The organism is Marinobacter xiaoshiensis (assembly GCF_031631795.1).
Lineage (GTDB): Bacteria > Pseudomonadota > Gammaproteobacteria > Pseudomonadales > Oleiphilaceae > Marinobacter > Marinobacter xiaoshiensis.
In genome coordinates, this window is record NZ_JAVMBO010000017.1 from 159,646 (window position 1) to 181,350 (window position 21,705).

The 21,705-nt window shown below is 55.0% G+C and carries 17 protein-coding genes; 10 read left to right on the forward strand and 7 right to left on the reverse strand.

Annotated features, from left to right (window positions below):
- Window positions 1-36: 36 nt before the first annotated feature.
- Entirely contained in the window at window positions 37-2,034 is a 1,998-nt protein-coding gene (locus tag RKA07_RS12585) for an ATP-binding protein (RefSeq protein ID WP_310966457.1), read from the reverse strand.
- Window positions 2,031-3,818, reverse strand: coding sequence for an ATP-binding protein (locus RKA07_RS12590; RefSeq protein WP_310966458.1), 1,788 nt, complete (start codon window positions 3,816-3,818; stop codon window positions 2,031-2,033). Before RKA07_RS12590 ends, RKA07_RS12585 begins: the two co-directional genes overlap by 4 nt.
- A 102-nt stretch (window positions 3,819-3,920) precedes the next feature.
- Here RKA07_RS12590 and RKA07_RS12595 point away from each other — a divergent pair, with 102 nt between their 5' ends.
- The 5 genes from RKA07_RS12595 to RKA07_RS12615 are packed head-to-tail and all read left to right on the forward strand — an operon-like array spanning window position 3,921 to window position 8,453.
- Window positions 3,921-5,579, forward strand: coding sequence for a diguanylate cyclase (locus RKA07_RS12595; protein WP_200369835.1), 1,659 nt, complete (start codon window positions 3,921-3,923; stop codon window positions 5,577-5,579).
- 40 nt (window positions 5,580-5,619) lie between these two features.
- Window positions 5,620-6,768, forward strand: a complete 1,149-nt coding sequence (locus tag RKA07_RS12600; protein WP_310966460.1) for a response regulator — start codon at window positions 5,620-5,622, stop codon at window positions 6,766-6,768.
- Window positions 6,758-7,156 carry a response regulator gene (locus RKA07_RS12605; RefSeq protein ID WP_200369833.1) on the forward strand — a complete coding sequence of 133 codons (399 nt, stop codon included), beginning with the start codon at window positions 6,758-6,760 and terminating at the stop codon, window positions 7,154-7,156. The genes RKA07_RS12600 and RKA07_RS12605 overlap by 11 nt, the downstream gene beginning before the upstream one ends.
- A gap of 56 nt (window positions 7,157-7,212) precedes the next feature.
- Window positions 7,213-7,542, forward strand: a complete 330-nt coding sequence (locus RKA07_RS12610) for a DUF2288 domain-containing protein (RefSeq protein ID WP_200369832.1) — start codon at window positions 7,213-7,215, stop codon at window positions 7,540-7,542.
- On the forward strand, window positions 7,542-8,453 hold the full coding sequence (locus RKA07_RS12615; RefSeq protein WP_310966461.1) for a LysO family transporter: 912 nt from the start codon (window positions 7,542-7,544) through the stop codon (window positions 8,451-8,453). The genes RKA07_RS12610 and RKA07_RS12615 overlap by 1 nt, the downstream gene beginning before the upstream one ends.
- A 20-nt stretch (window positions 8,454-8,473) precedes the next feature.
- On the opposite strand, the gene RKA07_RS12620 is transcribed toward RKA07_RS12615, so the two are convergent.
- A complete protein-coding gene (locus RKA07_RS12620; RefSeq protein ID WP_200369830.1) occupies window positions 8,474-9,682 on the reverse strand; it encodes a cyclic di-GMP phosphodiesterase in 1,209 nt (402 codons plus the stop codon).
- The gene (locus RKA07_RS12625) at window positions 9,679-10,488 is read right to left on the reverse strand and encodes a TatD family hydrolase (RefSeq protein WP_200369829.1); all 810 of its coding nucleotides are present in this window, start codon (window positions 10,486-10,488) and stop codon (window positions 9,679-9,681) included. The genes RKA07_RS12620 and RKA07_RS12625 overlap by 4 nt, the downstream gene beginning before the upstream one ends.
- Window positions 10,489-10,648: 160 nt before the next feature.
- Here RKA07_RS12625 and RKA07_RS12630 point away from each other — a divergent pair, with 160 nt between their 5' ends.
- Window positions 10,649-11,920, forward strand: coding sequence for a D-amino acid dehydrogenase (locus RKA07_RS12630; RefSeq protein ID WP_200369828.1), 1,272 nt, complete (start codon window positions 10,649-10,651; stop codon window positions 11,918-11,920).
- A complete protein-coding gene (locus RKA07_RS12635) occupies window positions 11,917-13,164 on the forward strand; it encodes a methyltransferase (RefSeq protein WP_310966462.1) in 1,248 nt (415 codons plus the stop codon). Before RKA07_RS12630 ends, RKA07_RS12635 begins: the two co-directional genes overlap by 4 nt.
- Window positions 13,165-13,196: 32 nt before the next feature.
- Here the strand turns inward: RKA07_RS12635 and RKA07_RS12640 are convergent, their stop codons facing one another.
- The gene (locus RKA07_RS12640) at window positions 13,197-14,411 is read right to left on the reverse strand and encodes an OmpA family protein (protein WP_310966463.1); all 1,215 of its coding nucleotides are present in this window, start codon (window positions 14,409-14,411) and stop codon (window positions 13,197-13,199) included.
- A 164-nt stretch (window positions 14,412-14,575) separates the two neighbouring features.
- Window positions 14,576-16,855 (reverse strand): ATP-dependent helicase, encoded by a 2,280-nt coding sequence (locus RKA07_RS12645; RefSeq protein ID WP_310966464.1) that lies wholly within the window; start codon window positions 16,853-16,855, stop codon window positions 14,576-14,578.
- A 225-nt stretch (window positions 16,856-17,080) separates the two neighbouring features.
- Between RKA07_RS12645 and RKA07_RS12650 the strand changes: the two genes are divergently transcribed.
- The 3 genes from RKA07_RS12650 (at window position 17,081) to RKA07_RS12660 (ending at window position 20,392) form a co-directional block, all read left to right on the forward strand.
- Window positions 17,081-17,458 (forward strand): DUF2237 family protein, encoded by a 378-nt coding sequence (locus RKA07_RS12650; RefSeq protein WP_310966465.1) that lies wholly within the window; start codon window positions 17,081-17,083, stop codon window positions 17,456-17,458.
- Window positions 17,458-19,614 (forward strand): tRNA(Met) cytidine acetyltransferase TmcA, encoded by a 2,157-nt coding sequence (locus RKA07_RS12655; protein ID WP_310966466.1) that lies wholly within the window; start codon window positions 17,458-17,460, stop codon window positions 19,612-19,614. The genes RKA07_RS12650 and RKA07_RS12655 overlap by 1 nt, the downstream gene beginning before the upstream one ends.
- Before the next feature lie 70 nt (window positions 19,615-19,684).
- Window positions 19,685-20,392 (forward strand): ankyrin repeat domain-containing protein, encoded by a 708-nt coding sequence (locus RKA07_RS12660; protein WP_310966467.1) that lies wholly within the window; start codon window positions 19,685-19,687, stop codon window positions 20,390-20,392.
- Between the two features lie 21 nt (window positions 20,393-20,413).
- Here the strand turns inward: RKA07_RS12660 and RKA07_RS12665 are convergent, their stop codons facing one another.
- On the reverse strand, window positions 20,414-21,517 hold the full coding sequence (locus RKA07_RS12665) for an enoyl-CoA hydratase/isomerase family protein (protein ID WP_310966468.1): 1,104 nt from the start codon (window positions 21,515-21,517) through the stop codon (window positions 20,414-20,416).
- Between the last annotated feature and the right edge of the window lie 188 nt (window positions 21,518-21,705).

Consider the following 21,705-nt stretch of genomic DNA (forward strand, 5'->3'; position numbering starts at 1 on the left):
CCAATAACCGGCAGCCCGAAAGGGCTGCCGGTTTTTTTATGGCTTTCCATTTACTGACACAGGCAGGCGTATCCAGAAGGTTGCACCCTGGCCGGGCAAAGACTCAAAGCCGACTTCGCCGCCCATTATGGTGATCAATTCGCGGGTTATAGCGAGCCCAAGACCGGTGCCACCCTGGCTTCGGGTATCGGAGCTGTCGGCTTGGGCAAAGCGCTGAAAAATCGAACTTCGGAAGGCTTCCGGAACACCCTCTCCGCTGTCTTTTACGGAAATAGTGACCGTTGGAGACCCTTCCAGTATCTGTTGTTGCGCCGACACGTCGACGCGGCCCTTATCGGGAGAGAATTTTATGGCATTGGATATCAGGTTGTTCAGACCCTGCAGCAGGCGCTGACCGTCTACAAATATCTCGGTCTTGGGGGTGTCTGGGGCAAGGTGGACCGTTATTGCCCGCTGGATGCCATAAGCCTGATTTTCGCTCACGGCCTGTTCAAGCAAAGGCAAGAGAGGCTGGCGATGCATACTGATGTTGAGCTTTCCTGTGACCAGCTTTTCGATATCCAGAAGGTCGTCGATCAGTCTGGCCAGTTGTTTGGCATTGCGTTGGGCAATGTCCATCATATCCTGTGCTTTCTGAGGAAGCATACCGGTAGCACCCCCGGCCAGAAGCCCTATAGCCCCTGTAATTGAGGTGAGCGGCGTGCGCAGCTCATGGCTTACGGTCGATACAAACTGGTTTTTCATGCGTTCTATTTTTTTACGCTCTGAAATATCTTCCAGAAGAACCCATAGCAGTTTTCGGCCGGCGGAATCGAGTATCAGCATGGCATGAACGATGGCCGGATAGCTGTTGCCGTAACGGTCTACCACTTCTTGTTCGAGAGGTCCGAAATAGCCTCTCTGTTGCAGTTGCTCCAGAACCTCGGCTTGTTTCGATAAATGGTCAGGTGCAAGCAGTTGGCGGTAGCCGAGATTCAGGAATTCCTCCTTGCTGTAGCCAGTCGATTTGAGCATCGAGGCATTTACGTTAATGATTTCACCAGTGTGGTAGTCCGCTAAAATGATGCCGCTGGGCGCCAGCTCGAACAGTCGCCTAAGCTGCTGTTCGCTTTCCTCGAGCCCCAGAAGAGCCCGCTTTTTTTCGTCAATGTCTTCCAGGTAGCCGTGCCAGATGATACTTCCGTCAGAGAGCTTTTGAGGTGTGGAATGCCCTTCAATCCAACGTATTCTGCCCTCTGGCTGGCGAATCCGGAACTGGATAGACCATGTGCTCAAGTGCTGCGATGATTCCTTGATACTGTCCACTACAGCAGTGTAGTCCTCGGGTTCGACCATCTCGAAAAGTGCTGCTGCATTATCCCGGGCCTGAGCCGGGGTGACACCAAAGGTGCGCTCAATGCCCTTGCTACTGAAAGGGAATGACATGCGCCCATCCGGGAAGAGCCGGAACTGATAGAGGCCGCCGGGTACCAGATCTGCAAGCTGTTTGAGCATGATCAGAGACTCATTCTGCTTTTGCAGTTCCTGCTCCCGATAGTGAATAGCCAACTCCCGGGCGCTGATTTGCTCTTCTATACAGTCTGCTATATCGCGCAGGCACTGGAGATCTTCTTTGCTCAGTTTACGGGGTATGCGATCAATAACGCACAGGGTACCCAGAGCATAACCATCGGCACTGTGCAGCGGTGTGCCGGCATAGAAGCGGATGTTCGGGGCGCCGGTTACCAAAGGATTATCGCGGAAGCGTTCGTCCGTACTGGCATCTTCTACCAGCAGGGGCAGACCGATCAGAATGGCGTGGCCGCAAAATGAAATACTTCGCGGGGTTTCGCTAACATCCAGCCCAACACAGGATTTAAACCATTGTCTGTCGCGATCAATCAGGGAGATCAGGGCAATAGGAACATCCAGAAGCCTTGCGGCCATGCGGGTGAGCCGGTCAAATCGGGCTTCCGGAGGGGTATCTAGAATCCGTAGTTGATCCAGCGCAGCTTGCCGATCGCTTTCGTTGGCAGGCACTTCGGGCTCTTTCATGATGTTGTGCCCTCTGGTGAGACGTTGCTGTCCAAGGGTAGTTCAACCCAAAAGTGTGCGCCATTATCGTTGTAAAAGCCGACAGTGCCGTCCAGAAGGCCGGCAATCTGGCGGTTGATGGCCAGACCCAGACCAGTACCATTTGTTGCACGGGTAGTGCCCACTTCTGCCTGGGAGAAGCGATTGAAAATCTGGTTTTTAAACGCCGTCGGAACGCCTTTGCCCTGATCGCTTACCGTAATCCGCAGCTTGTGTTGGTCAGTTTGTTCTGCGTGGAGCGTCACCAGGCCACCTTTTGGTGAGAACTTGATGGCATTGCTGACGAAATTGTCCAGGATTTGCCGCAACCTGTGGCCGTCGGTGTGCAGTGGTACCTCGGGAATGTCCGGGGCGGCGAGCCTGACTCCGAACTCCCGGGCCATGGTTTCGTTTCCGCAGACAGTTTCTTTCAGCAATTTGGGCAGGTTCTCGGACTGAAAACTCACCCGCATCTTGCCACTGGATAGCTTATTAAAATCGAGCATGTCGCCGATGAGCAATTGCAGGCGTTCGCCGTTGCGCAAGGCCAGCGTCACCATCTCTTTGGCGCGCTCAGGTAATTCGCCCGTGGTGCCGGATTGAAGCAGGCGCAAGGCACCATTCATGGAGGTCAGAGGTGTTCTCAGTTCGTGGCTGACATTGGATACAAAGTTGTCTTTGAGCCGGTTGTTGGCATCACGCCCATCCATCAGTTGGTTAAACGCCTGTGCCAGGTCCCTCACCTCTGGAGCACCTTGTTCATCGAGGCGGCGGGAAGATTCAGGTTTCTGGATCATCGACCGGATACGGCGGGTCATCCGGGTAAGAGACGCAGTTGTTGACCGAAGTGCCATGTAGGTCATCAGTAGAATGCCGAGGGTGACTGCGATACTGATCAGAAAGAATCGGCTGAATGCCTGCTTTGCGGGAGCGGTAGCCAGGGATTTGGGAACAGCACGGATAAACAGCCAGCCAAGGCGGTGCAAATGGCTTGTTGCATAGATGAGTGTTTCGCCTGTTTGGGTCTCAGCTTCACCAAAACGAATGCCGGACAGAGCGGCATCAATCAACAGGTCTTGCCCTGGGTCGGGCAGATCTTCGATCACTTCCCCGTTGGGGCCACCCTCGATAAACAGGAAGTTACCTGAGTCGACCACCAAAAATATGGCATCTTCACTTGCATCATTGCGCACGCGTTCGGGGATCAGAATTGATTGACTCATTACCAGGGTACCGCACAGGAACCCCAGCAGCTCTCCGCTGCTGCTTTTGATAGGTGCGATAAATACCATAAGGGGTATGCCTGTTGTTCTGCCTATCAGAGGGCGACTGATAACCGGGCGCTGGGTTGCAATGGCCTTTGCCCAGTGGGGGCGGTCAGCGTAGTGGGTACCCAATCTGCCGGGCACGTATTTGTTCTCGGCAATCAGTACCGCTTCCGGGGTCATAACAGTCAGGCTGTGGGGGAAGAGATCCTCGAGGCTGTGCTGACCTTTCAGGAAATTCACAATCTGCTCCGGGGGTAACAGTTTTCCACTACTGCCCAGCAGGTCTGCGGATTGAGACAATACTCTGGTCCGGAATTCAAGATCCTGACTTACCAGGCTGGATATGTGGGCTGTTTCCTGCTCCTGTTGCGCAGTCAGGTTATTTGAGAAATCTTCGAGCAAAGCGCTGTATGCGGCGTAAATAACAGAGCCAACGGTAGCCAGGCAACCAAACAGAACGATTATGGCCAGGCGGGTGCCCAGAGATAAATGATTCAAAGCGAACTCCTGTCTGGCAATTTGCATTAAAACTTGCTTTGATTGAACCGTAATTCAAACCGAATTCACAGCGTTTGCACGCGATAATTAACAAGAGCCCTTATGCCTGAAAGCCCTTCGTCAGAGGTGCGGAAAAAACTGGAGACTCTTCGTAATCGTTTTCAGGATAAAACGATAGGTGAAATCGAAGGTTTGGTCGCCAGTATCTTCAGCGCCTCCCAGCATCAGGAAACCATTGATGAGCTGGTTGCTGCCTATCAATTGTTGCACAGGCTTGCGGGATCTGCTGGCACTTTGGGTTTTACACAGCTGGGTGAGCAGGCAAGGACACTTGAGCTGGCTATCAAGCCTTTGGCTGATCAGGTTACCGAAGGGATTGAGAAGCATCATATCCAACTGCAGTTAAAGGAATTGCTGGCAGGTGGCTTTGACAAGGATCTGATTGGGCTTCGCAGTTTTCTGGGAGTGGCTGACCCGGTTTCAACCGGGTGGCACAAGCCGACGCCCGTGGAGTCTGACAATCAGTTTGTTTTGTTGATTCTGGACCCGGATCAACAGCATGGTCATCTGGTATCCCAGGGTTTGGCGCTCTACGGCTACGAGGTTCGCAGTCTGAGCAGCGCAGAACAGTGGACCGACAGCATGGATGATGTCGATCTGGTTATGATTCGTGACACTTTGTTGCAGGACGAGGGGGCCAGCTGGCTACCCAGGCTGCACAAACTCCCGGTGATTTGCTTCAGTGAGGCCCATGACTTTGCCACCCGCTACAGGCTGGCGCGTTTGAATGTCGATGCCTGTATTGACGGTGCTCTGGATATACCTGCGCTTGCAGACCAGGTAGAGCAGCTTCTGGCAGAAGGTGTGGCAACGCTGAGTGGCAAGGTAATGATTGTTGACGACGATAGAGAACTGCTTGAACACTATCGCGTTGTACTGACCAGTGGCGGCATGCAAGTACGAGCGTTTGATGACCCCTCCCGCCTGCTGTCGGAATTGGCGGAATTCCGCCCGGATATACTGCTCATGGATGTGCAAATGGGGCAATACGATGGCCCCATTCTGGCCCGGATGCTTCGGTTTCAGGCTGAGTGGCTGAGCCTCCCGATTATTTTCTTTTCGTCTGAGGCAAACCGGGATTTGCAGCTGGATGTTCTGGCTCGCGGTGGTGATGATTTTGTTACCAAACCTGTGTCCGATGAGTTTCTTCTACGCACAGCGAGAATTCGCTGCTTTCGCGCCCGGCAGCTCGACAAGCTGGTTTCGCTCGACAGCCTTACGGGTCTGTTGAAGCATGCTCTGGCGAAAACAGAACTTAATCGGGAGCATGCCCGTTGTACACGCAGTGGGCATAGCTCGGTTGTCGCCATGCTGGATCTGGATCACTTCAAGCAGGTCAACGACTCATATGGGCATGGTGTCGGCGATATGGTGATCAAGGCGTTATCAAACCTGTTGCGCCACCGGTTGCGCAACACGGATATTATTGGCCGTTATGGTGGAGAAGAGTTCGTTGTCGTGTTACCCGAGTGTTCGCTGGAGAAAGCTGTTGAGGTGCTTGAAGCGCTGAACCAGGACTTCGCCCGGCTGGTGTTCAATGGTGGCAGCGAGGAGTTTGCAGTGACCTTCAGTGCCGGAGTTGCTGCATTGAACGACTATGAGACGGGGGAGGAGGCTATAGACGCCGCCGACCGGGCCCTCTACCAGCGTAAGCGCGCAGGGCGCAATGGCGTTACTGTCGCGACTGCAGAGCATTCTTGAGACCAATTTTTATTTTTAATTGCAAACTGAGAACGTCGCGATGTATGTGTTGATTCTCGAAGATGATGAGCTGGTTGGCGACCTTCTTGAAACTGTTGTCGCCGGGGCATACCCGGGTGCCGTTATCCGGCTTTTCACACAGGTGCAGTCGGCAATCAGCAACTGGCAGAAAAAGCCGGCGGATCTGGTTATTGCTGACTGGAATCTCCCGGATGGCTCAGGGCTTGAATTGATTCGCACAGTGCGGCAAACCAGCCGGGATGTTCCAGTGCTGATGATCAGTGGTCGTGCAGATCGTGACTCTATTCTGGCGGCCGCCCATCTGGGCATTAGCGGCTACGTGAGCAAACCGTTTCAGGTGGATATGTTGCACAAGAGGCTGTTAGAGCTGCTGCCCGCACCTATCGATCTGGATGGCACCTTCAGCACACTGGAAGAAAAAATGGAGGCAGCCTGCAACTCTGCAATCCAGTTGCCGGGCGAGATAGACACTGCCGCCTTGCTGGAACTTGTTGAAAAACGTGATGAACTGGATGCCGTTACCCTTGCCGAACATTGGAAGACCGATCCCGCTCTGAGTGCAAAGATGTTGGATGTGGCGAACAGCGCTTCTTTTCGCCGTTCCGGCACATCTGTAAAAACCCTCAGAGAGGCGATCAGTACGATTGGTATTGCCATGGCATTGAATCAGGCAATGGCATTATCTCTGGATATTGCAGGTAAGCTTTCTTGTAAGCGTTTGGCTGAAAGGGCGCAGCAGGAACAGGAGCAGGCCTTGAGGGTTGCGGAGGTAGCCAGTGGACTGGCCCGGAGAATAGGCGATGCGCCGGCACCTTATTACACCGCCGGCCTGCTGAGTCGAGCAGGGGAGTTGGCGGCTTTGAAGATTCTGCAAAACCAATGCGACGAGAGCGGTGAGCAACCAGAGGCTGAGCAAATTGACTCTGCCATTGCATATTGGGCAGAGAAGCTGGGCAATCGAATCAAAGTCCAGTGGCGGTTGCCACTCGACCTCAGGGGGTTGATTGGCGCTGTCTATTTCGTTAGCAGGGGCAATGTCAGCCAGTCGAAGTTGGTGATGCGAGCAGCGGCTCTGCTGGCGGCCGGCCAGGCAGACGATCCCGAGTGCATTACTTTGTTGAGACGGCTGGGGATTGAGCACAAGGAGGATCGCCGCGATGCCACCTGAAAATCTGAAACGAATTCTGATGGTAGAGGATGAGCCGGATATCCGAACCGTTGCGGAGCTTGCTCTGGAGGCAATTGGCGGGTTTGAGCTCACGGCGTGCGAATCCGGGCAGCAGGCGCTGGAACAGATCGAGGAGTGCCGGCCCCAGTTAATTGTTCTTGATGTAATGATGCCGGGGATGGATGGCCCGGCAACCTTGAAAGCCATCCGTAGTCTTCCGGATTACGCCAGAACGCCGGCGGTTTTCATGACTGCCAAGGTTCAGAGTGACGAGGTGCAAAGCTACCTGGAATTGGGTGCTGCCGGAGTCATTCCCAAACCATTCGACCCACTTACGCTGGCGGACCAGATAAGGGATATCTGGAACGAGGCCTGTGCAATCGGTTAAGCTCTTGCCGGTTAAGTTCTTGCTGGTTAATACAGTCGCTACTGCAAAAGGTTGTTATGTCGTCTTCCCAAAATAACGATGAAACCAAAGCCAAGCTCAATCTGGAAACCTCCCGCATACGTTGGCACGAGTTGCAAACCTACTACGCCCGAGGGCAGATTGTGCGTGTCGGCCAAGCGTTGGACCTGTTGGATGTTGCCTGTGAACTCACCGCAGATAACCGCGCCTTGTTCGAGCAATGGCTGGCAAATGGCGACGTGGGGGATGTATCTCCTGATCTGGCTCGTACCTGGTACGACCGCAATACAGAGCTCTGGGCTGTGGTTGTGGCGCCCTGGGTACTGGTTCAGGACCGCTCTGAGCCTTCTGACGCTTCGGTGCATTGATGCTCACCGGTGCCCTGCTGATTCTTGCTCCGTTGTTTTTTGGTTTTGCCCTGTCCCTTGAAAACCGGCGCCTGATGACCGTTATTCATTACACGGTGGAAGCTCTGGTGTATTTCATTCTGGCTCTGCTGGGGTTGGGGTTGGGCCAGATGGAAGGCCTGACGAGCCAGCTAGGCACAATGGCCAGCCAGATGGCAATTTTGGTGGTTGTTTTGTTTGCAGCTAATATGGCCGGGTTGTGGCTGTTCCACCGCTGGCGGCCTATGGTGCCAGAGCATCGAGAGAAGCCAGCTGGTAGTACGGGTTACGTGAGGCTGTTTATGGCCGCACTCAAGCCATTGATGGCTGTTCTGGCTGGGTTATTGGCGGGTTATTTCCTTTTGCCACCGCTGCCGCAAGCAGAGCAGCTGGCTACCTGGTCATTGATGCTCCTGTTGTTTTTGATTGGCCTTCAGCTGCGTAATGCAGGGCTCTCGCTGCGAAAGCTCCTGATGAACACACAGGGATTGGGGATTGCCTTGATGCTTGTGGTTAGCTCTCTGCTGGCAGGTGTCTTGCTGATACCCGTATTGGGGCTGCCATGGCACGATGTGCTTGCTCTGGCCTCGGGGTTTGGCTGGTATTCTCTCTCTGGCATTGTGATTGGTGATGCCCTGGGTCCCGCTTGGGGCGGTGTGGCATTTATGAACGATGTGCTGCGGGAAATTATCGCCTTGGCGATCATACCTTTGGTGATTGGCAGCCGGCCGGCTATGGCCATTGGCTACGGCGGGGCCACGTCCATGGATTTCACCTTGCCTGTTATCCGCAGTAATGGTGGGTTGAGTTGTGTACCCGTTGCTATTGCGTCGGGCTTTTTGCTGTCGTTTCTGTCGCCGGTTCTTATGGGTGTTTTTCTGTCTTTTGGTTAGCCGAAAGAAATGGCTATCGCTCAGCTGAGGAAGGGGCGTACGTCGATTTTGTATTGCTCAGGGTCAACGGCGCGTAGTATCCGATCCTGGTTACCGGCTTTCGACAGATCAATAGTTGTAACCGTAATCGGCATCCGGAACTTGGTGTGGTACATCACCCTGACCACGGGTAGGCGCTGATCTTCTTCATTAATCTCGACCACCACGCCAAGCCGTCCGCTATCCAGCAGCACAAGTGAACCTACCGGGTACAAGCCCAGGCAGCGTATGAATTGTCTTACCAGAGTGGGGTCAAGATGATCGCCGCTCCACTCCAGCAGCTTCTTCAGGCCCTGCGAGGGTGTCATGCCTTTGTGGTACACCCGGTCGGCGGTAATGGCGTCATACACGTCCGCAATGGCAACCATGCGTCCATACACCGAGATCTCGTCACCCTTCAGGCCCTCCGGATATCCGGAACCGTCCATGCGCTCATGGTGCTGTGCTGCTGTTATCACGGTGAGCTCACCAATACCCTCCGTTGCAGCCAGTATGTCACGGGAATGTCGGGCATGAAGTTTCATGACTTCATACTCTTGCGGTGAAAGCCGGCCGGGTTTGTGCAGAACCTCATCGGGGGTGAGAATTTTGCCCAGGTCGTGGAGCAGGGCGCCCATAACTATCTGGTGCATCACATCAGCTGAGAGTTTTCGGTATTGTCCGAATACGGTCATGAGCACGCTCAGATTTACCGAGTGCTCAAGTAAGTAGTTGTCTTTTTCGCGAATACGTCCCAGACAACTCAGTGCGTTGGCATTCCGTGTCACTGAGCTTTGCAGTTCGTCTGCAAGCTTGTGGATAGGTGCCACATCAACAGGCGTGCCCAGCTTTGCGCTATGCATGAAACTGTTCACCAGATCTTGAGCTTCCGTATGAATGCCCAGAGCATTTACCATTTCTTCAGAAAGAGGCACGCGAGGTTTAATGCCGGGTTTTAATTCACCTGCATTTTGCAGTTCTGCTTCATTGCGCGAGTCTACTTCTGCCGCAGTTTCCGAGTCCTGGCTATCTTTACCCTTTTCCACGTCGATATAGACAAACTGTACGCCCATCTTGCGGATTTTTTCGATAGTTTCATCGCGCTTGATAACACCCCGCCGGCGCTGGGAGTTATGAGGAATCCAATCGTTGTTGAGGTCAGTAATGTACATACCGACCTTCAACGCGGAGACGGGGATGCGCTTGATCATGGGGCAGAGAAGAACGTTTTCAGACTGTTTTGGTAAGTCTGGACAATGACTTCTTCCAGAGGTAGTTCTTTCACTTCGGCAATTCGTTCAGCGATGAAAGGAAGGTAGAAAGGCGCATTCTCGCGGCCGCGATAGGGCACTGGTGTGAGAAATGGCGCGTCGGTTTCCAGAAGTATCTGGCTGATGGGAGTCATACGAACAATATCCCGCACGTTCTCTGCCTTGTTGAAGGTGGTGATACCATTAAAGCCCAGGTTCCAGCCCTGATCCAGTGCGTACTGTGCAAGACCCGGACCGGAGGTGAAGCTGTGAATCACACCGCGTCGCTTGAGAGCTTGTTCGAACTCTTTGAGTATAGCGATTGTATCCTCATCTGCATCCCGGCTATGGATAACCACCGGACGGTCACTGTCGCAGGCAATCTGGAGTTGTCGCCGGAACACGTCCCGCTGAACAGCGCGATCTGCGTTGTCATAGAAGTAGTCCAGCCCAATCTCGCCAACCGCAACGATCTTGTCGTCCTGGGCGTGGGTGCGGATTTCTTTCTCTACGGCATCGTTGTAGCTTTCCGCCTCATGGGGGTGGATGCCTTGAGTGCCATAAAGCCACGGAGCCCGGGTACTGAGCTCGCGTACAGTTGCCAGGTTGCCCGGTGCCACAGCAATGGTAATCACCTTCTCGATGTTCACCCGCCGGGTTTCTTCCAGAATTTCCTCCAGGGGACGATCCTTGAGGTAATCCAGATGACAGTGGGTTTCAATAATCGGATGGTCGAATACGGGAATCTCGCGACGTTTCTTACTCATGGGCTGATGCTAGGCTCCAATACAGGCAGTCGGTTCAACTGCTATTCTGGTGTTCGAAGCTCTCAAGTTTATCAGTTGCCCATACATAGGCCTACATTGTCTCGTAGGGGCTTTCCTTGATGGTTGTTGTTGCTCGGGATTGATTCAGGTGGAGGTGTAGATGCACGTTGTTGTTATTGGTGGTGGCGTTGTGGGTGTAACCACAGCCTGGGAACTGAGCCGTCGTGGGCATCAGGTGACGGTGCTTGAACGCCATGGCGCGGCTGGGGATGAAACCAGTAAGGGCAATGCGGCCCAGCGCTCTTATGGTGTTGTGTATCCTTGGGCAGACCCGAGCATGGTTTTCAAGGCATTGCCCTGGCTTGTGCAGCAGGATCGCCCTCTCAAGCTCCGAATGCCGCCTTCTCTTGCGGCCATACAGTTTATGTTTTCAACGCTGCGCTATGCGTGGTCGCCTGGCCTTTTTGGTTTTAACAAGCGCGCTATGTTGCGCCTCGGAAGTCACTCCCGCGAGCGGTTTCTGAAGTTGGAAAACGAGCTGAACCTGAAGTTTGATGGCGCTCACAAGGGTTTGCTGCACCTGGCCAGTACCCCGGAAGAGCTGGAAGTACATCGTGGCACACATCGAATACTGAAAGAAATGGGCGTAGCGTCCCGACTGCTGACGCCGGAGCAGGTCTACGAGGCAGAGCCCGGAATGGCGAGAACCGGGCCACTATATGGCGCGCTCAGTTACGATACGGATGGCACCGGCGATTGCCACCTGTTCACCAGGGCGCTTGCCAAAGCCTGTGAAGATAAAGGTGTTAAATTTCGTTACAACGTTCAGGTGGAGCAGCTAACTGCCAGCAGCCAAAATGTTGAAATGGTGGTTCTGCGTAACGAGCGTGGGCAGACAGAGGCTTTGGCCGCCGATGCCTTTGTGGTCAGCGCGGGCTGTTGGTCCCCGGAGTTGGTTCGGCCTCTGGGCCTGAAGCTGCCTATATACCCAATCAAGGGTTACAGCATTACGGTGCCCTTGAAAGACCCGGGCAAAGCGCCTGCTACCACCATTCATGATGACAACTACAAAGTTGTGTCTACGCGCTTGGGGGATCGATTGCGTGCAACCGGCTTTGTTGAACTGGCTGGCTTCAATCGGGATATCCCGGAAGCGCGAATAGCGACCATTCGAAAATCGGTTGAATCCCGTTATCCGGGCTGTGCAGATCTGGATCTGGCAGAAACCTGGACAGGGTTTCGACCTATGACTCCCGATGGCCCTGCGATTATCGGTCGCGGTCCGCGCCGTAATCTTTACCTGAACACCGGGCACGGTACCTTTGGGTGGACGTTGGCGGCGGCCAGTGCGGATGTGATTGCACAGGTAATTGACGGCGAAGAACCAGCTGTTTGCCTGGATGCATTCCGCCCGGGACGCTATCAGGAGTGACTGCTCGCGCGCCCACCGAGAGCTTCTTTTCTCGGTGGCAAACCCTCAATGATTGGTTGATAAAACATCGTTCCATCTGGCAGCCAGCTCCGTTTACGGAGCTGCGACCAGCCTGGGTTGAAAGCCATCCCGGGCTCGCGCAGATGATTGCAGGGCTCACCGGTGACGAATGCGCTGAGCTGGACGATGAGCCTCAAAAGCTGGCAGACATCGCTTCCCGATATGTGCCTGATCTGGCTCTGTATGCCCCTCTGACGGATTATCCAGACTTGGCACCGGAGTATTCAGATGTTTTGGCAGCAACGCTGCCGGAAGTCAGGGCAACCGATATGCCCGGGCGTAAGCGCGAGCAGGCGGGTGCATTTGCTGCCGCGCTGAAGCCTCTGCAGCAACCGATTCTGGATTGGTGCTGTGGCAAGGGGCACCTGGCTCGAACCCTGGCTGCGCAGAGCCAAAACGACGTGGCAGGCTATGAATGGAATCCGGAACTGGTCGCCGAGGGCAATCGGCTTGCCGCGCGTTTCGCGGATGCAGTTCAAATAGACTGCCAGGATGTGATGGCGAAGGATTTGCCCGTTCCCGAGAACGTTCACGGGGTCGCACTCCATGCCTGTGGAGACTTGCACCGGCAATTGCTGAAGCGGGGCGTTGTTGCTGAGCTACCACGACTAAGTGTGTCACCGTGTTGCTATCACAAAACCGTTGAGGGCATTTATACGGTTCTTTCAGAAAGTGCGGCTACCCATGAGCCGAAGCTTGTACTGGACCGCAGCGACCTGCGCCTGGCAGTAAGGGAAACGGTAACAGCTCCGGCCGGAGTCAGACAGCAAACAAGAACGTTAAGTCAGTGGCGCCTGGGCTTTGACGGTCTTCAGAGAGACCTGCGGGGCGTGGATCAATACCTTCCCGTGCCTTCGTATCCACCAGGTCTCATTCAAAAAGGCTTCCCTGAGTTTTGCCATTGGGTCGCCAGTAAAAAGCAGCTTTGTTTACCGGCAAACACGGATTTCGAGTTCTGGCTTGCCTATGGCGTGCACCGCCACCGGGAAGTTCGCCGCTATGAGCTTATCCGACATCTTTTTCGCCGGCCTTTGGAATTATGGTTGGTGCTGGATTACGCGGTTTATCTGGAGGAGCAGGACTACTGTGTGCGGCTCGGTCGTTTTTGTGATCGATCGCTGACACCGAGAAATTTGTTGCTGGATGCGGTCAAAAAGAAAGGCGCCCGAGGGCGCCTTTGCTGACTTCATTTGCCTGTGTTCAGACTATTGCCGAATTAACGACGAACCTGAATACGCGCTTCAACCCGACGGTTTTCAGCACGGCCAGCGGCGGTGGCGTTAGTGGCAACGGGCTCTTCAATGCCATAGCCTTTGGCGCTCACGCGGGCGGGATCTACTCCCAGAGGACCAGTCAGGCGGCCTGCAACGGCTTCAGCACGACGCTGTGACAGGAACAGGTTGTAGCTTGCCTTACCGGTGTTATCGGAGTGGCCAGCAATTTCCACGATGGTCTCGGGGTTCTCATTCAGGAAGTCTGCAACACGGCGAATTTCCGCATCGTAGCTATTACCGATTACAGAGCTGTTGGTCGGGAACTGAACCTCAATGGTAAAGGTCTCGATGGTTTCGGTTACGCCTTCACAACCGGTTGCGTCTACTGTGGCGCCGGCAGGAGTGTTCGGGCAGAGGTCCTGGCTATCAACTACACCGTCGTTATCGCTATCCAGTTCACAACCACGGCTGTCTACCTGGGCACCTGCCGGAGTGTTAGGGCAGGCATCACGAGCATCGGCTACGCCATCGCCATCTGCGTCTGGCTCACAGCCAGTGCTGTCAACGGTTGCGCCAGCTGGGGTGTTGGGGCACTGATCACGGGAATCGGGTACGCCGTCGCCGTCTGAATCAGCCACGCGCTGAGGTGCAGGCGCTGGCGTTCCAGCAACAGTGCGATTGAACGCAAAGCTGATACCGAGAGACACCTGGGTATCAAAGGTGCTGTCATCGATGCCGTGGAACTCACGCAGGTCGCCACGAATAGATACTGAATCTGATACGTTATAACGGAAACCAGTACCCACGTTTACGCGGGTTTCATCATGGTCAGTGCCCGTTGTGCTATAGCTGATGGTATCGCCCTTGCCAAACTCGGCATGCCCGGCGCCAACAGAGACGTATGGGTTCCACGCTTTGTCTTGAGGTGCGAAGTAGTAGATGCCGTCAATGCGAATCTCTTCAAAATCAGAAGAGCCGTCTACGTATTTTCGGTCTGCATCTGCGCGCGAATAAATGGCTTCGACCGCCCAATTTGGTCTGAAGCGGTATTCCAGTCCCACACCAAAGGTACCGGTTTCGCTCAAGTCACGGCTATCGTCAAAGAGCTGGTAGGCGGCGAAAGGGTTGATATAAATCGTTTCCGTGCGCTCAGCCAGGGCTGGGGCAGCAAAAGTACTGGCAATGGCGGCCAGCGCGATCGGGCGCATGATGTTCATGCAGAACCTCCTGTTCGGTTACTATTAAACATGCTGAGTAATCAGCATGCTCACTTATCTAGACAATTTAAGCTAAAGAGGTACAAATAACAAAGAATTGATAATTAAGCTTACATTAGGAAATGTACGTGTGTCCGGCTCGGCGAGCTCCGACAGGTAACATGTTACGCGGATGGAACGCTGAAATAGAGGTGCGCGCTTTTTTTACTGAAGTTCATTTTTTCACCGCCATTAAAATGCACCTCAAAAGAACCCTCGTCTTCAGCAACAACAGTACCTGTTCCGAAAATGGAATGACTGAGGCGTGATTGATGCCATAGGGGAGAGGTGCGGTTTGTATTTGTATGAACGCCGCCTTCCAGGGTTACGCCTTCCTGTAGTGCATAGCGTGAGCTCACTGGCGTGAGGGGGGCTGTCAGTGTCAGTGAATGATCGGAATCTGGCGTCCGTTCATCCAGCCAACACCCGAACTCCGTCGCCAGATCAAAACAGAATTCTTCCACAAACCGACTGGGCCCCTGATCGCCATCCAGATGGGCCTGCTTGCTCACTGGCCGGGTGATCAGATGCAATGATTGCCGGGTGCGGGTCATGGCAACGTACAGCAGCCGCCGCTCGCTTTCGAGAATGGCCCGGGCATCGTCCTGTGGGCGCGGGCTGTGTGGGAGATACTTCTCCTGCAGGCCGGGTATGATTACCCTCTGCCATTCCAGGCCTTTGGTGCGATGTATGGTGGACAGCAAAACCCCCGCACCGCCCTGCTTTTCATTGGCCTGTTGGCGCAGGGCTTTGAGGTGGGCAAGCGCCCCTTGTGCGTCGGCACCCAGGCCTTTCAGGTATTCACGGAAGCCGTGAATGGTATCAATGCGTTCCTCCGCGCTGTCATAGGTCAGCGCCAGGCTGCGAACACCTTCATACAACTCGGTGTGCTCTGCGTAGACGGTAATCAACCCTGCTGCCGGGCCTGAATAACCGCGCAATTGTTCCAGAACCTCACCCAGCTTGCGCAGTTTGCGCGCCGCCATGGGCGCCAGAGCACCAAAATCCAGTGCCAGCAAGCGCTCGTGCCAGCCACCGGCGAACCCCGCGAGAAAACGGGCCAACTGCTCCAACTCCGGCTCTTTAAGGCCAACATGAGGGAAGCGCAGAAGCTGGCGGGCCAGTTCCAACCGGTCTTCTTCGGGCAGTTTTTCCAGCGCGCCGGAAACCACTTTCAATAGAGCAGTGATGGCCTGAACTTCCCGGCTGAACAGCGCCCCTTTGCCCGCATCGATCCGATAGGGGATCTGCTGTGCCAGCAACTTGAGCTCAATGGGTACGCTCTGGCTCCAGACCCGGAACAGAATGGCGGTATCTGCCAGTGCGTTCTCTGCTTCTTCGCCAAGGATTTGCAGCACAGCATCCGCGTCATTCTCCACCCGATGTAGGGCAATCTCCGTGGCTGGCGTGGAAGGGTGGGAATGGCACAGCACATCCTTGCGACCAGTGTTGTGGCAAATCAGATGGTTGGCCAGCAGAGCCACGCGATGGCCATAACGAAAGGTATAGCTGAGGGTTTGTTCCAGCGGGCTTTCAAACTCGTCGCTGAAGCGTTTGAGGATAAACTCCGGTTTGGCACCCCTGAATTCGTAAATGGTCTGGTCGGGATCTCCTACCACCGTTACCCGGGCCCGATCGCCCGCCACATAGCGCAGTAGCAGATGCTGAATCTCATTGGTGTCCTGATACTCGTCCACCAGAATCAGATCCATCTTGTTGCCCACCAGCCGTTGTAGCGGTGGGTTCTGGTGTATGGCCATTACTGGTTCGTACAGCATATCGGAAAAGCTGATCCGGCTTTGTCCTTTGCGCCACTGCTCGAAGCTGTGAAACAGATCAATCAGGTATCGGTGTTTTTCTGAGTAGCCCAGATCTTCAAACACTATTTCGGCGGGCGACAGGGTGGTTTTCACCATGTCGATAAACCCGGTGGCTGTCTCTACAAAATCTTTCTTGTTGCGCCTTATCTCATCCGCCAGATCTTCTGGTGCCAGCCTCCGTATTAACAGCCAGGCCTGAAAGCTGATTTCCTGCTCGGTAAGTATTTTTTCAGAGAATCCCGGCAGGTAACCGTCCTGAACAAACCGCTTATACAGTCGCAGCCCCATGGCGTGATAGGTGCGTATCTCCGGCAGCGCTAACCCACTCTGGTGGCACACCTCTTGAAGCTTGCGCTCAAAATCCACCCGAGCGCTGCGGTTAAACATCAACACCAACATGCGCGCAGGGTCGTGCCCTTGCTGCAGCAAGTAGCGAATGCGCCAGGCAAGCGTGGATGTTTTACCGCTGCCTGCCACTGCGGTGATCACCGAGTGCTCGTAGCCGGCGGTAATTATCGCCCGTTGTTCGTCGGTGAGAAAATCAGGCAGATCAAGGGCGGGGGATTCAAGGGTCTTTGTTGGCATAGGTGCTATTGTACTGGCCAACTGGTAGCGCGGGTACCTGTGCCGTTAACATGGCTGATTAACTAAGCGAATCCACCTCATTAGTTGGAGGGCAGCGAGGCAGAACCTTCTCCAAAATCGTGCGGAGCCATGGATGGCGGAGCCGAGCGTACATGGATGTATTCACAGCGTATTTTGGAGAAGGTTCTGCCTCGCTGCTAACTCCCAAAGCCGGAGAGAGTAAACATGGAAACTGAAAAATCGATAAACGTACTCGGGGAAAAGCTCGAAACCTGTAGTACAGATCCGGAAACCGGCTTTTACCGGGATGGCTGCTGCAATACAGGACCGGATGATCACGGATCGCATACTGTATGTGTTGTGATGACCGCCGAGTTTCTGGAGTTCTCCAAGGCTCGCGGGAACGATTTGAGTACGCCGGTTCCTGCGTTCGGGTTCCCCGGCTTGAAAGCCGGAGACGGCTGGTGCCTGTGTGCGGCTCGCTGGCATGAAGCTTTTGAGGCGGGCAAGGCCCCTCGGGTGCGGTTGCGTGCAACGCATCAGGCGGCGTTAGCGCACTGTGATCTTGGTGATCTGAAGTCTCATGGAATAGACCTCAGTTAATGAGTCCGGAAACGAAAACCTTTTCGCCAGACCTGGACGCATGGCGTTCTCTTCAAGCCGAACTTGCGGCTGCAGGGCAGCGGCGGCTGGTGTTGGTGGAAGGCGCCCGCGATCTTGCCATGCGGTGGTTGCAGGCATTGTTGCCTGCTTTGGAGCTGGAAGGGGGGCTTTGGGTTGGAGAGGCTGGTGATGTCCCGGACGACCGCCTGACCAGCATTCAGTCTGCCAAAGTACGCCAGTGGCTGGGTCGGGAAACGTCGGTCATTGTGTGGGATGGCTGGCGGGGCAATCCGCCGGATGGGTTTGCAGCGCTTTCGGGCACGCTGAAGGCGGGTGGTTTGTTGTTCTGGTTGATGCCTTCGCTGGAGGAGTGGGGGCATTTTGCTGATCCGGATTATTCCCGAACGGGTCTGGATCACGATCAGTCGCATCCTTTTGCGAAGCGAATGGCGGGCATTCTGGCGAAAGATTCGTCGGTGATCCGGGTGCAGCTCGGTTCGCCTCAGGTGTTGGTTCTGCCGGAGCTGCCCAGAGTAACGTCTGAGTTTACTGTAACCACAACACCGGATCAGCAAGAGCTGATCCGTAAGCTGGTGGCTTTCGGGCTTGGGCGCAGGCGTCGGCCAATGGTGGTTACAGCCGATCGGGGCCGAGGAAAATCTGCGGCTTTGGGAATGGCTGCGGCACAACTGCTGCAACAGGGTCGCCGGAACATTCTGGTAACCGCCCCTTCTAGAGATAATGTAAACAGCCTGTTCAAGCATGCCCGGGAAACCCTGGGCGCAGATGTACTGGAGGCAGGCAAGGATCTGATTGAAACCGTGACAGGCGCTCGACTGCGCTTTTTGCCGATCCGGGATTTGTTGCGGGAAAAGCCGGAGGCTGAGGTGGTGATGGTGGATGAGGCTGCCGCTATCCCTGTGCCTTTGTTAAGGCGTGCTCTTTTGGGTTGGCCGCGGGTAGCTTTTGCATCCACTGTGCATGGCTATGAGGGTGCCGGGCGTGGGTTTGCTATCCGCTTTCGCCAGATACTCGATGAGAAAACGCCCCAGTGGCAGTCGCAAACGCTGTCTGAACCAGTACGCTGGGCAGACGGAGACCCGCTGGAAACCCTCATATCTGATCTTTTCCTGTTGGGTGCCGAGCACCAGCCAGTTGAGCTGGCAGATACAGCGGCGAACCAAGTCATGATTGAGCCCTGGCAGCCAGCCCGGGCTTCCGAGGCAGAGCTGGCGGAGGCATTTGGCTTGCTGGTAGACGCCCATTACCGCACAACGCCTGCAGATCTCCGGCAGTGGCTGGATGATCCTGCCGCCAGAAGCTGGCGAGCCACTGTGAATGGACAGACTCTGGGCGTGCTATGGGGCGCTGTGGAGGGCGGGCTGAGTAATGATTTGGCAGAGTTGGTTGCCAGCGGCAGGCGCCGGGTGCGAGGGCATCTTCTGCCCCAGTCTCTGGCCAGTCATAGTGGGTTCCCGGAAGCGGCCAGCCAGCGAGGTTTGCGAATTATCCGCATTGCGGTATCGGCTCCTGCCCGGCGCTTTGGTCTTGGGAGCCGGCTGGTTGATGAGGCGGCCAAGAGTGCAGAGCTCGAAGGCCTGGATTTTACGGGCACCAGTTTCGGCGGCAATTCCGACCTTTACGCCTTTTGGGCATCCTGCGGACTGGAATTTGCGCGCGCTGGGCTGCAGCAGGAGGCTACCAGCGGGGAGTATCCGGTACAGATGGTTCGGGCTCACAGCGCAGGAGCAGCCACTTTGGTTCCGCAGGTGCGAGACCGGCTGGCGCGACACTGGCTGACGCTGGTGCCACTGAACTGGAAAGATCTGGAGCCGGAATTGCTGCTTGAGATAACCGCTGGCCTGCCATCAGGGCGCAGGCCGGATGCTGCAGACATCCGGGACCTGCAGAATTTCTCGGCAGGGTACAGGGGCTTTCAGCTGATGCTTCCGGTTTTGCGGGAGCTAAGCATGGTTTCCGGCGTTGCAGTTTGGCTTCTGGAGCATGCTGAGGCGACTCTGTGGTGTCAGGCTGTACTTCAAGGATTGAGTTGGGCTGATCTTCAACGTGAAGGGCTATGTGCAGGGCAGCGGGATGGCGAGGATCGTTTACGCCAGGTTACCCGTGAACTTCTGCAGAAGGGGCCAGAGTTGTGACCCGCTCGATTTAATTATCAGGGCCACCTGCTCAGAATAGGCCACACTTACCTGATAGAGACTGCTCGTTATGGCCAAGGGAATCGGCTTCTCCCACCAATCGCTCCTGCTATCTGTTTTTTTACTGGCGTCAGGCCTCGTTGCTGTGACCGGATGTGCTTCAAGAGAGGCTCCTGCCAATCTGGATCAACAGGCAGAAATCGCGTTGGGATCAGATCTCTATCGAGCAGCAGCGAAAGCAGACTTTGATGCAGTCAAAAAGCTGAAGGAATCCGGTGCGCCGCTGAATACCCTGACAGGAAACGGCACACCGCTAATGGCGGCAGTGCAAGCAAAGGCGGATCGTGTCGTGTGGTACTTGTTAAGCCAGGGTGCAAATTCCGATCTTGCCGAAAGCGATCAGGTTACGCCGTTAATGGTTGCTGCAGAGCAAGGTGATCGCCGGCTGACACGTTTGCTGCTGTCTGCTGGTGCCAAGGTAAACGCGACGGACCTGAAGGGCTATACACCGGTTATGCGCGCTGCGGAGACGGGGCAGCTCTCGGTCGTGAAAATACTTCTGACCGCTGGGGCGAATGTGAATGTCAGCCAGGATGGGGAGTCACTGCTGATGAAAGTGGTTGCCACTGGAGACCTGCTCACTGCAGAAATGCTGCTTGCTGCAGGAGCAGATGTAAACTTCCGGGCAGAGAATGGTGAAACAGCGCTCGACGTGGCTCGCGCAAATAACCATCAGGATCTGGAAATGCTGCTGGTACAGGCCGGCGCTAATTTATAAAGCCTTCAGATTTAACTCATATTATTCAAGCTGCATGGGATCGGTCTGATCGTCCCATACCGGCGGGAAGTGAGTATCAATTACCGCATCGGGTACATCGCGAATGTCGGCGAATGACCATTGGGGGCTTTGGTTCCGGTCAATCAGTTTTGCTCGAATACCTTCTGCCAGATCGGGCCTGCGTACACATTCCCAGGCCATGGCCAGCTCCATGCGGAATACATCTTTCAATGACATCTGCTGGGCTTTTTGAAGCTGGTTCCAGACCAGCCAGGCCGATACCGGGCATCCGCCTTCGAGAGTCCTGACGTTGGCTTGCCACCACTCAGAATTGATAGGGGCAGCCAGCAGTTGATCAACGATCTCGGGCAGGCTGGAACCGGCGCACAGCCTCGCAATATCACGTTCGTGCAGCTCCAGGTGGCTGGCGGGGAGCGCCGGGTAGTCCGGAGTTTCAGCCCGGCTCAACAAGCGAAACAAACGGTTGTCATCGGCTGCTCTGTTACCGCTCCAGCGCTCCGCCTGCAAGCTTGAGAGCAGTCCTTGATGGTTGGAGTCTGGTAATGCCATGTCTGCCAGCCCAACGCGCAGGGCGTCGCTCACATTCAGGTGAGCACCGGTCAGGCCCATAAATAACCCGAGGCGGCCGGGCAGGCGATTGAGGAACCAGCTGGCACCCACACCCGGAAACAGTCCAATGGATACGGCCGGCGTGGCGAGCGAAGCCTCTGGTGTAAGTAATCGGTACCGGCAGGCGGAAAACAGACCAAGTCCACTGCCCATGATGGGGCCATGCCCGATAGCAACGACGGGCTTGGGGAATCTGCGCAGAGCATAGATCAGTTCGTATTCGAGCCTCAGGATGCTGAAGGCGCCTTCTTTGTTTGTTGAGCCCGTTACTGATTGATAAAGCCCGCGCAGGTCGCTGCCCGAGCAGAATCCGGTTTTGTCTGAGCCGCGTATCAAAACAACACAGATGCGTTCGTCGTCAGCCCAGCGCGCAAGGCAATCCCTTAATTGGGCGATCATCACACTGGATAAAGCACTTAGCGTTGTAGGGGAGTTCAGGGTCAGTGAGCCGATGAGGCCCTCACGACAAGGAAGTTCTTGAACCTCTACAGACATTAGTGGAGTCTCCGGGTGATAAAACGCTTTCTGGTGCGGTTTTTTGTTTGCATAGCGTCTGTAACTGGATAAAAGTCAAAGATGGCGAGTCTTGAAGGAATCGCATTGATCTATGGCATTTGCGACATGTTACGTCTGTGCTATAACTTCTCGCCAGTTCTCTATTAGGTTTAGAATACCTATACGCG

Bases quoted from the DNA above. Each gene is read 5' to 3' on its own strand.
- RKA07_RS12585 (WP_310966457.1), bottom strand. From the start codon at position 2,034: ATGAAAGAGCCCGAAGTGCCTGCCAACGAAAGCGATCGGCAAGCTGCG.
- RKA07_RS12595 (WP_200369835.1), top strand. From the start codon at position 3,921: ATGCCTGAAAGCCCTTCGTCAGAGGTGCGGAAAAAACTGGAGACTCTT.
- RKA07_RS12600 (WP_310966460.1), top strand. From the start codon at position 5,620: ATGTATGTGTTGATTCTCGAAGATGATGAGCTGGTTGGCGACCTTCTT.
- RKA07_RS12605 (WP_200369833.1), top strand. From the start codon at position 6,758: ATGCCACCTGAAAATCTGAAACGAATTCTGATGGTAGAGGATGAGCCG.
- RKA07_RS12610 (WP_200369832.1), top strand. From the start codon at position 7,213: ATGTCGTCTTCCCAAAATAACGATGAAACCAAAGCCAAGCTCAATCTG.
- RKA07_RS12615 (WP_310966461.1), top strand. From the start codon at position 7,542: ATGCTCACCGGTGCCCTGCTGATTCTTGCTCCGTTGTTTTTTGGTTTT.
- RKA07_RS12620 (WP_200369830.1), bottom strand. From the start codon at position 9,682: ATGATCAAGCGCATCCCCGTCTCCGCGTTGAAGGTCGGTATGTACATT.
- RKA07_RS12625 (WP_200369829.1), bottom strand. From the start codon at position 10,488: ATGAGTAAGAAACGTCGCGAGATTCCCGTATTCGACCATCCGATTATT.
- RKA07_RS12630 (WP_200369828.1), top strand. From the start codon at position 10,649: ATGCACGTTGTTGTTATTGGTGGTGGCGTTGTGGGTGTAACCACAGCC.
- RKA07_RS12640 (WP_310966463.1), bottom strand. From the start codon at position 14,411: ATGAACATCATGCGCCCGATCGCGCTGGCCGCCATTGCCAGTACTTTT.
- RKA07_RS12645 (WP_310966464.1), bottom strand. From the start codon at position 16,855: ATGCCAACAAAGACCCTTGAATCCCCCGCCCTTGATCTGCCTGATTTT.
- RKA07_RS12650 (WP_310966465.1), top strand. From the start codon at position 17,081: ATGGAAACTGAAAAATCGATAAACGTACTCGGGGAAAAGCTCGAAACC.
- RKA07_RS12655 (WP_310966466.1), top strand. From the start codon at position 17,458: ATGAGTCCGGAAACGAAAACCTTTTCGCCAGACCTGGACGCATGGCGT.
- RKA07_RS12660 (WP_310966467.1), top strand. From the start codon at position 19,685: ATGGCCAAGGGAATCGGCTTCTCCCACCAATCGCTCCTGCTATCTGTT.
- RKA07_RS12665 (WP_310966468.1), bottom strand. From the start codon at position 21,517: ATGTCTGTAGAGGTTCAAGAACTTCCTTGTCGTGAGGGCCTCATCGGC.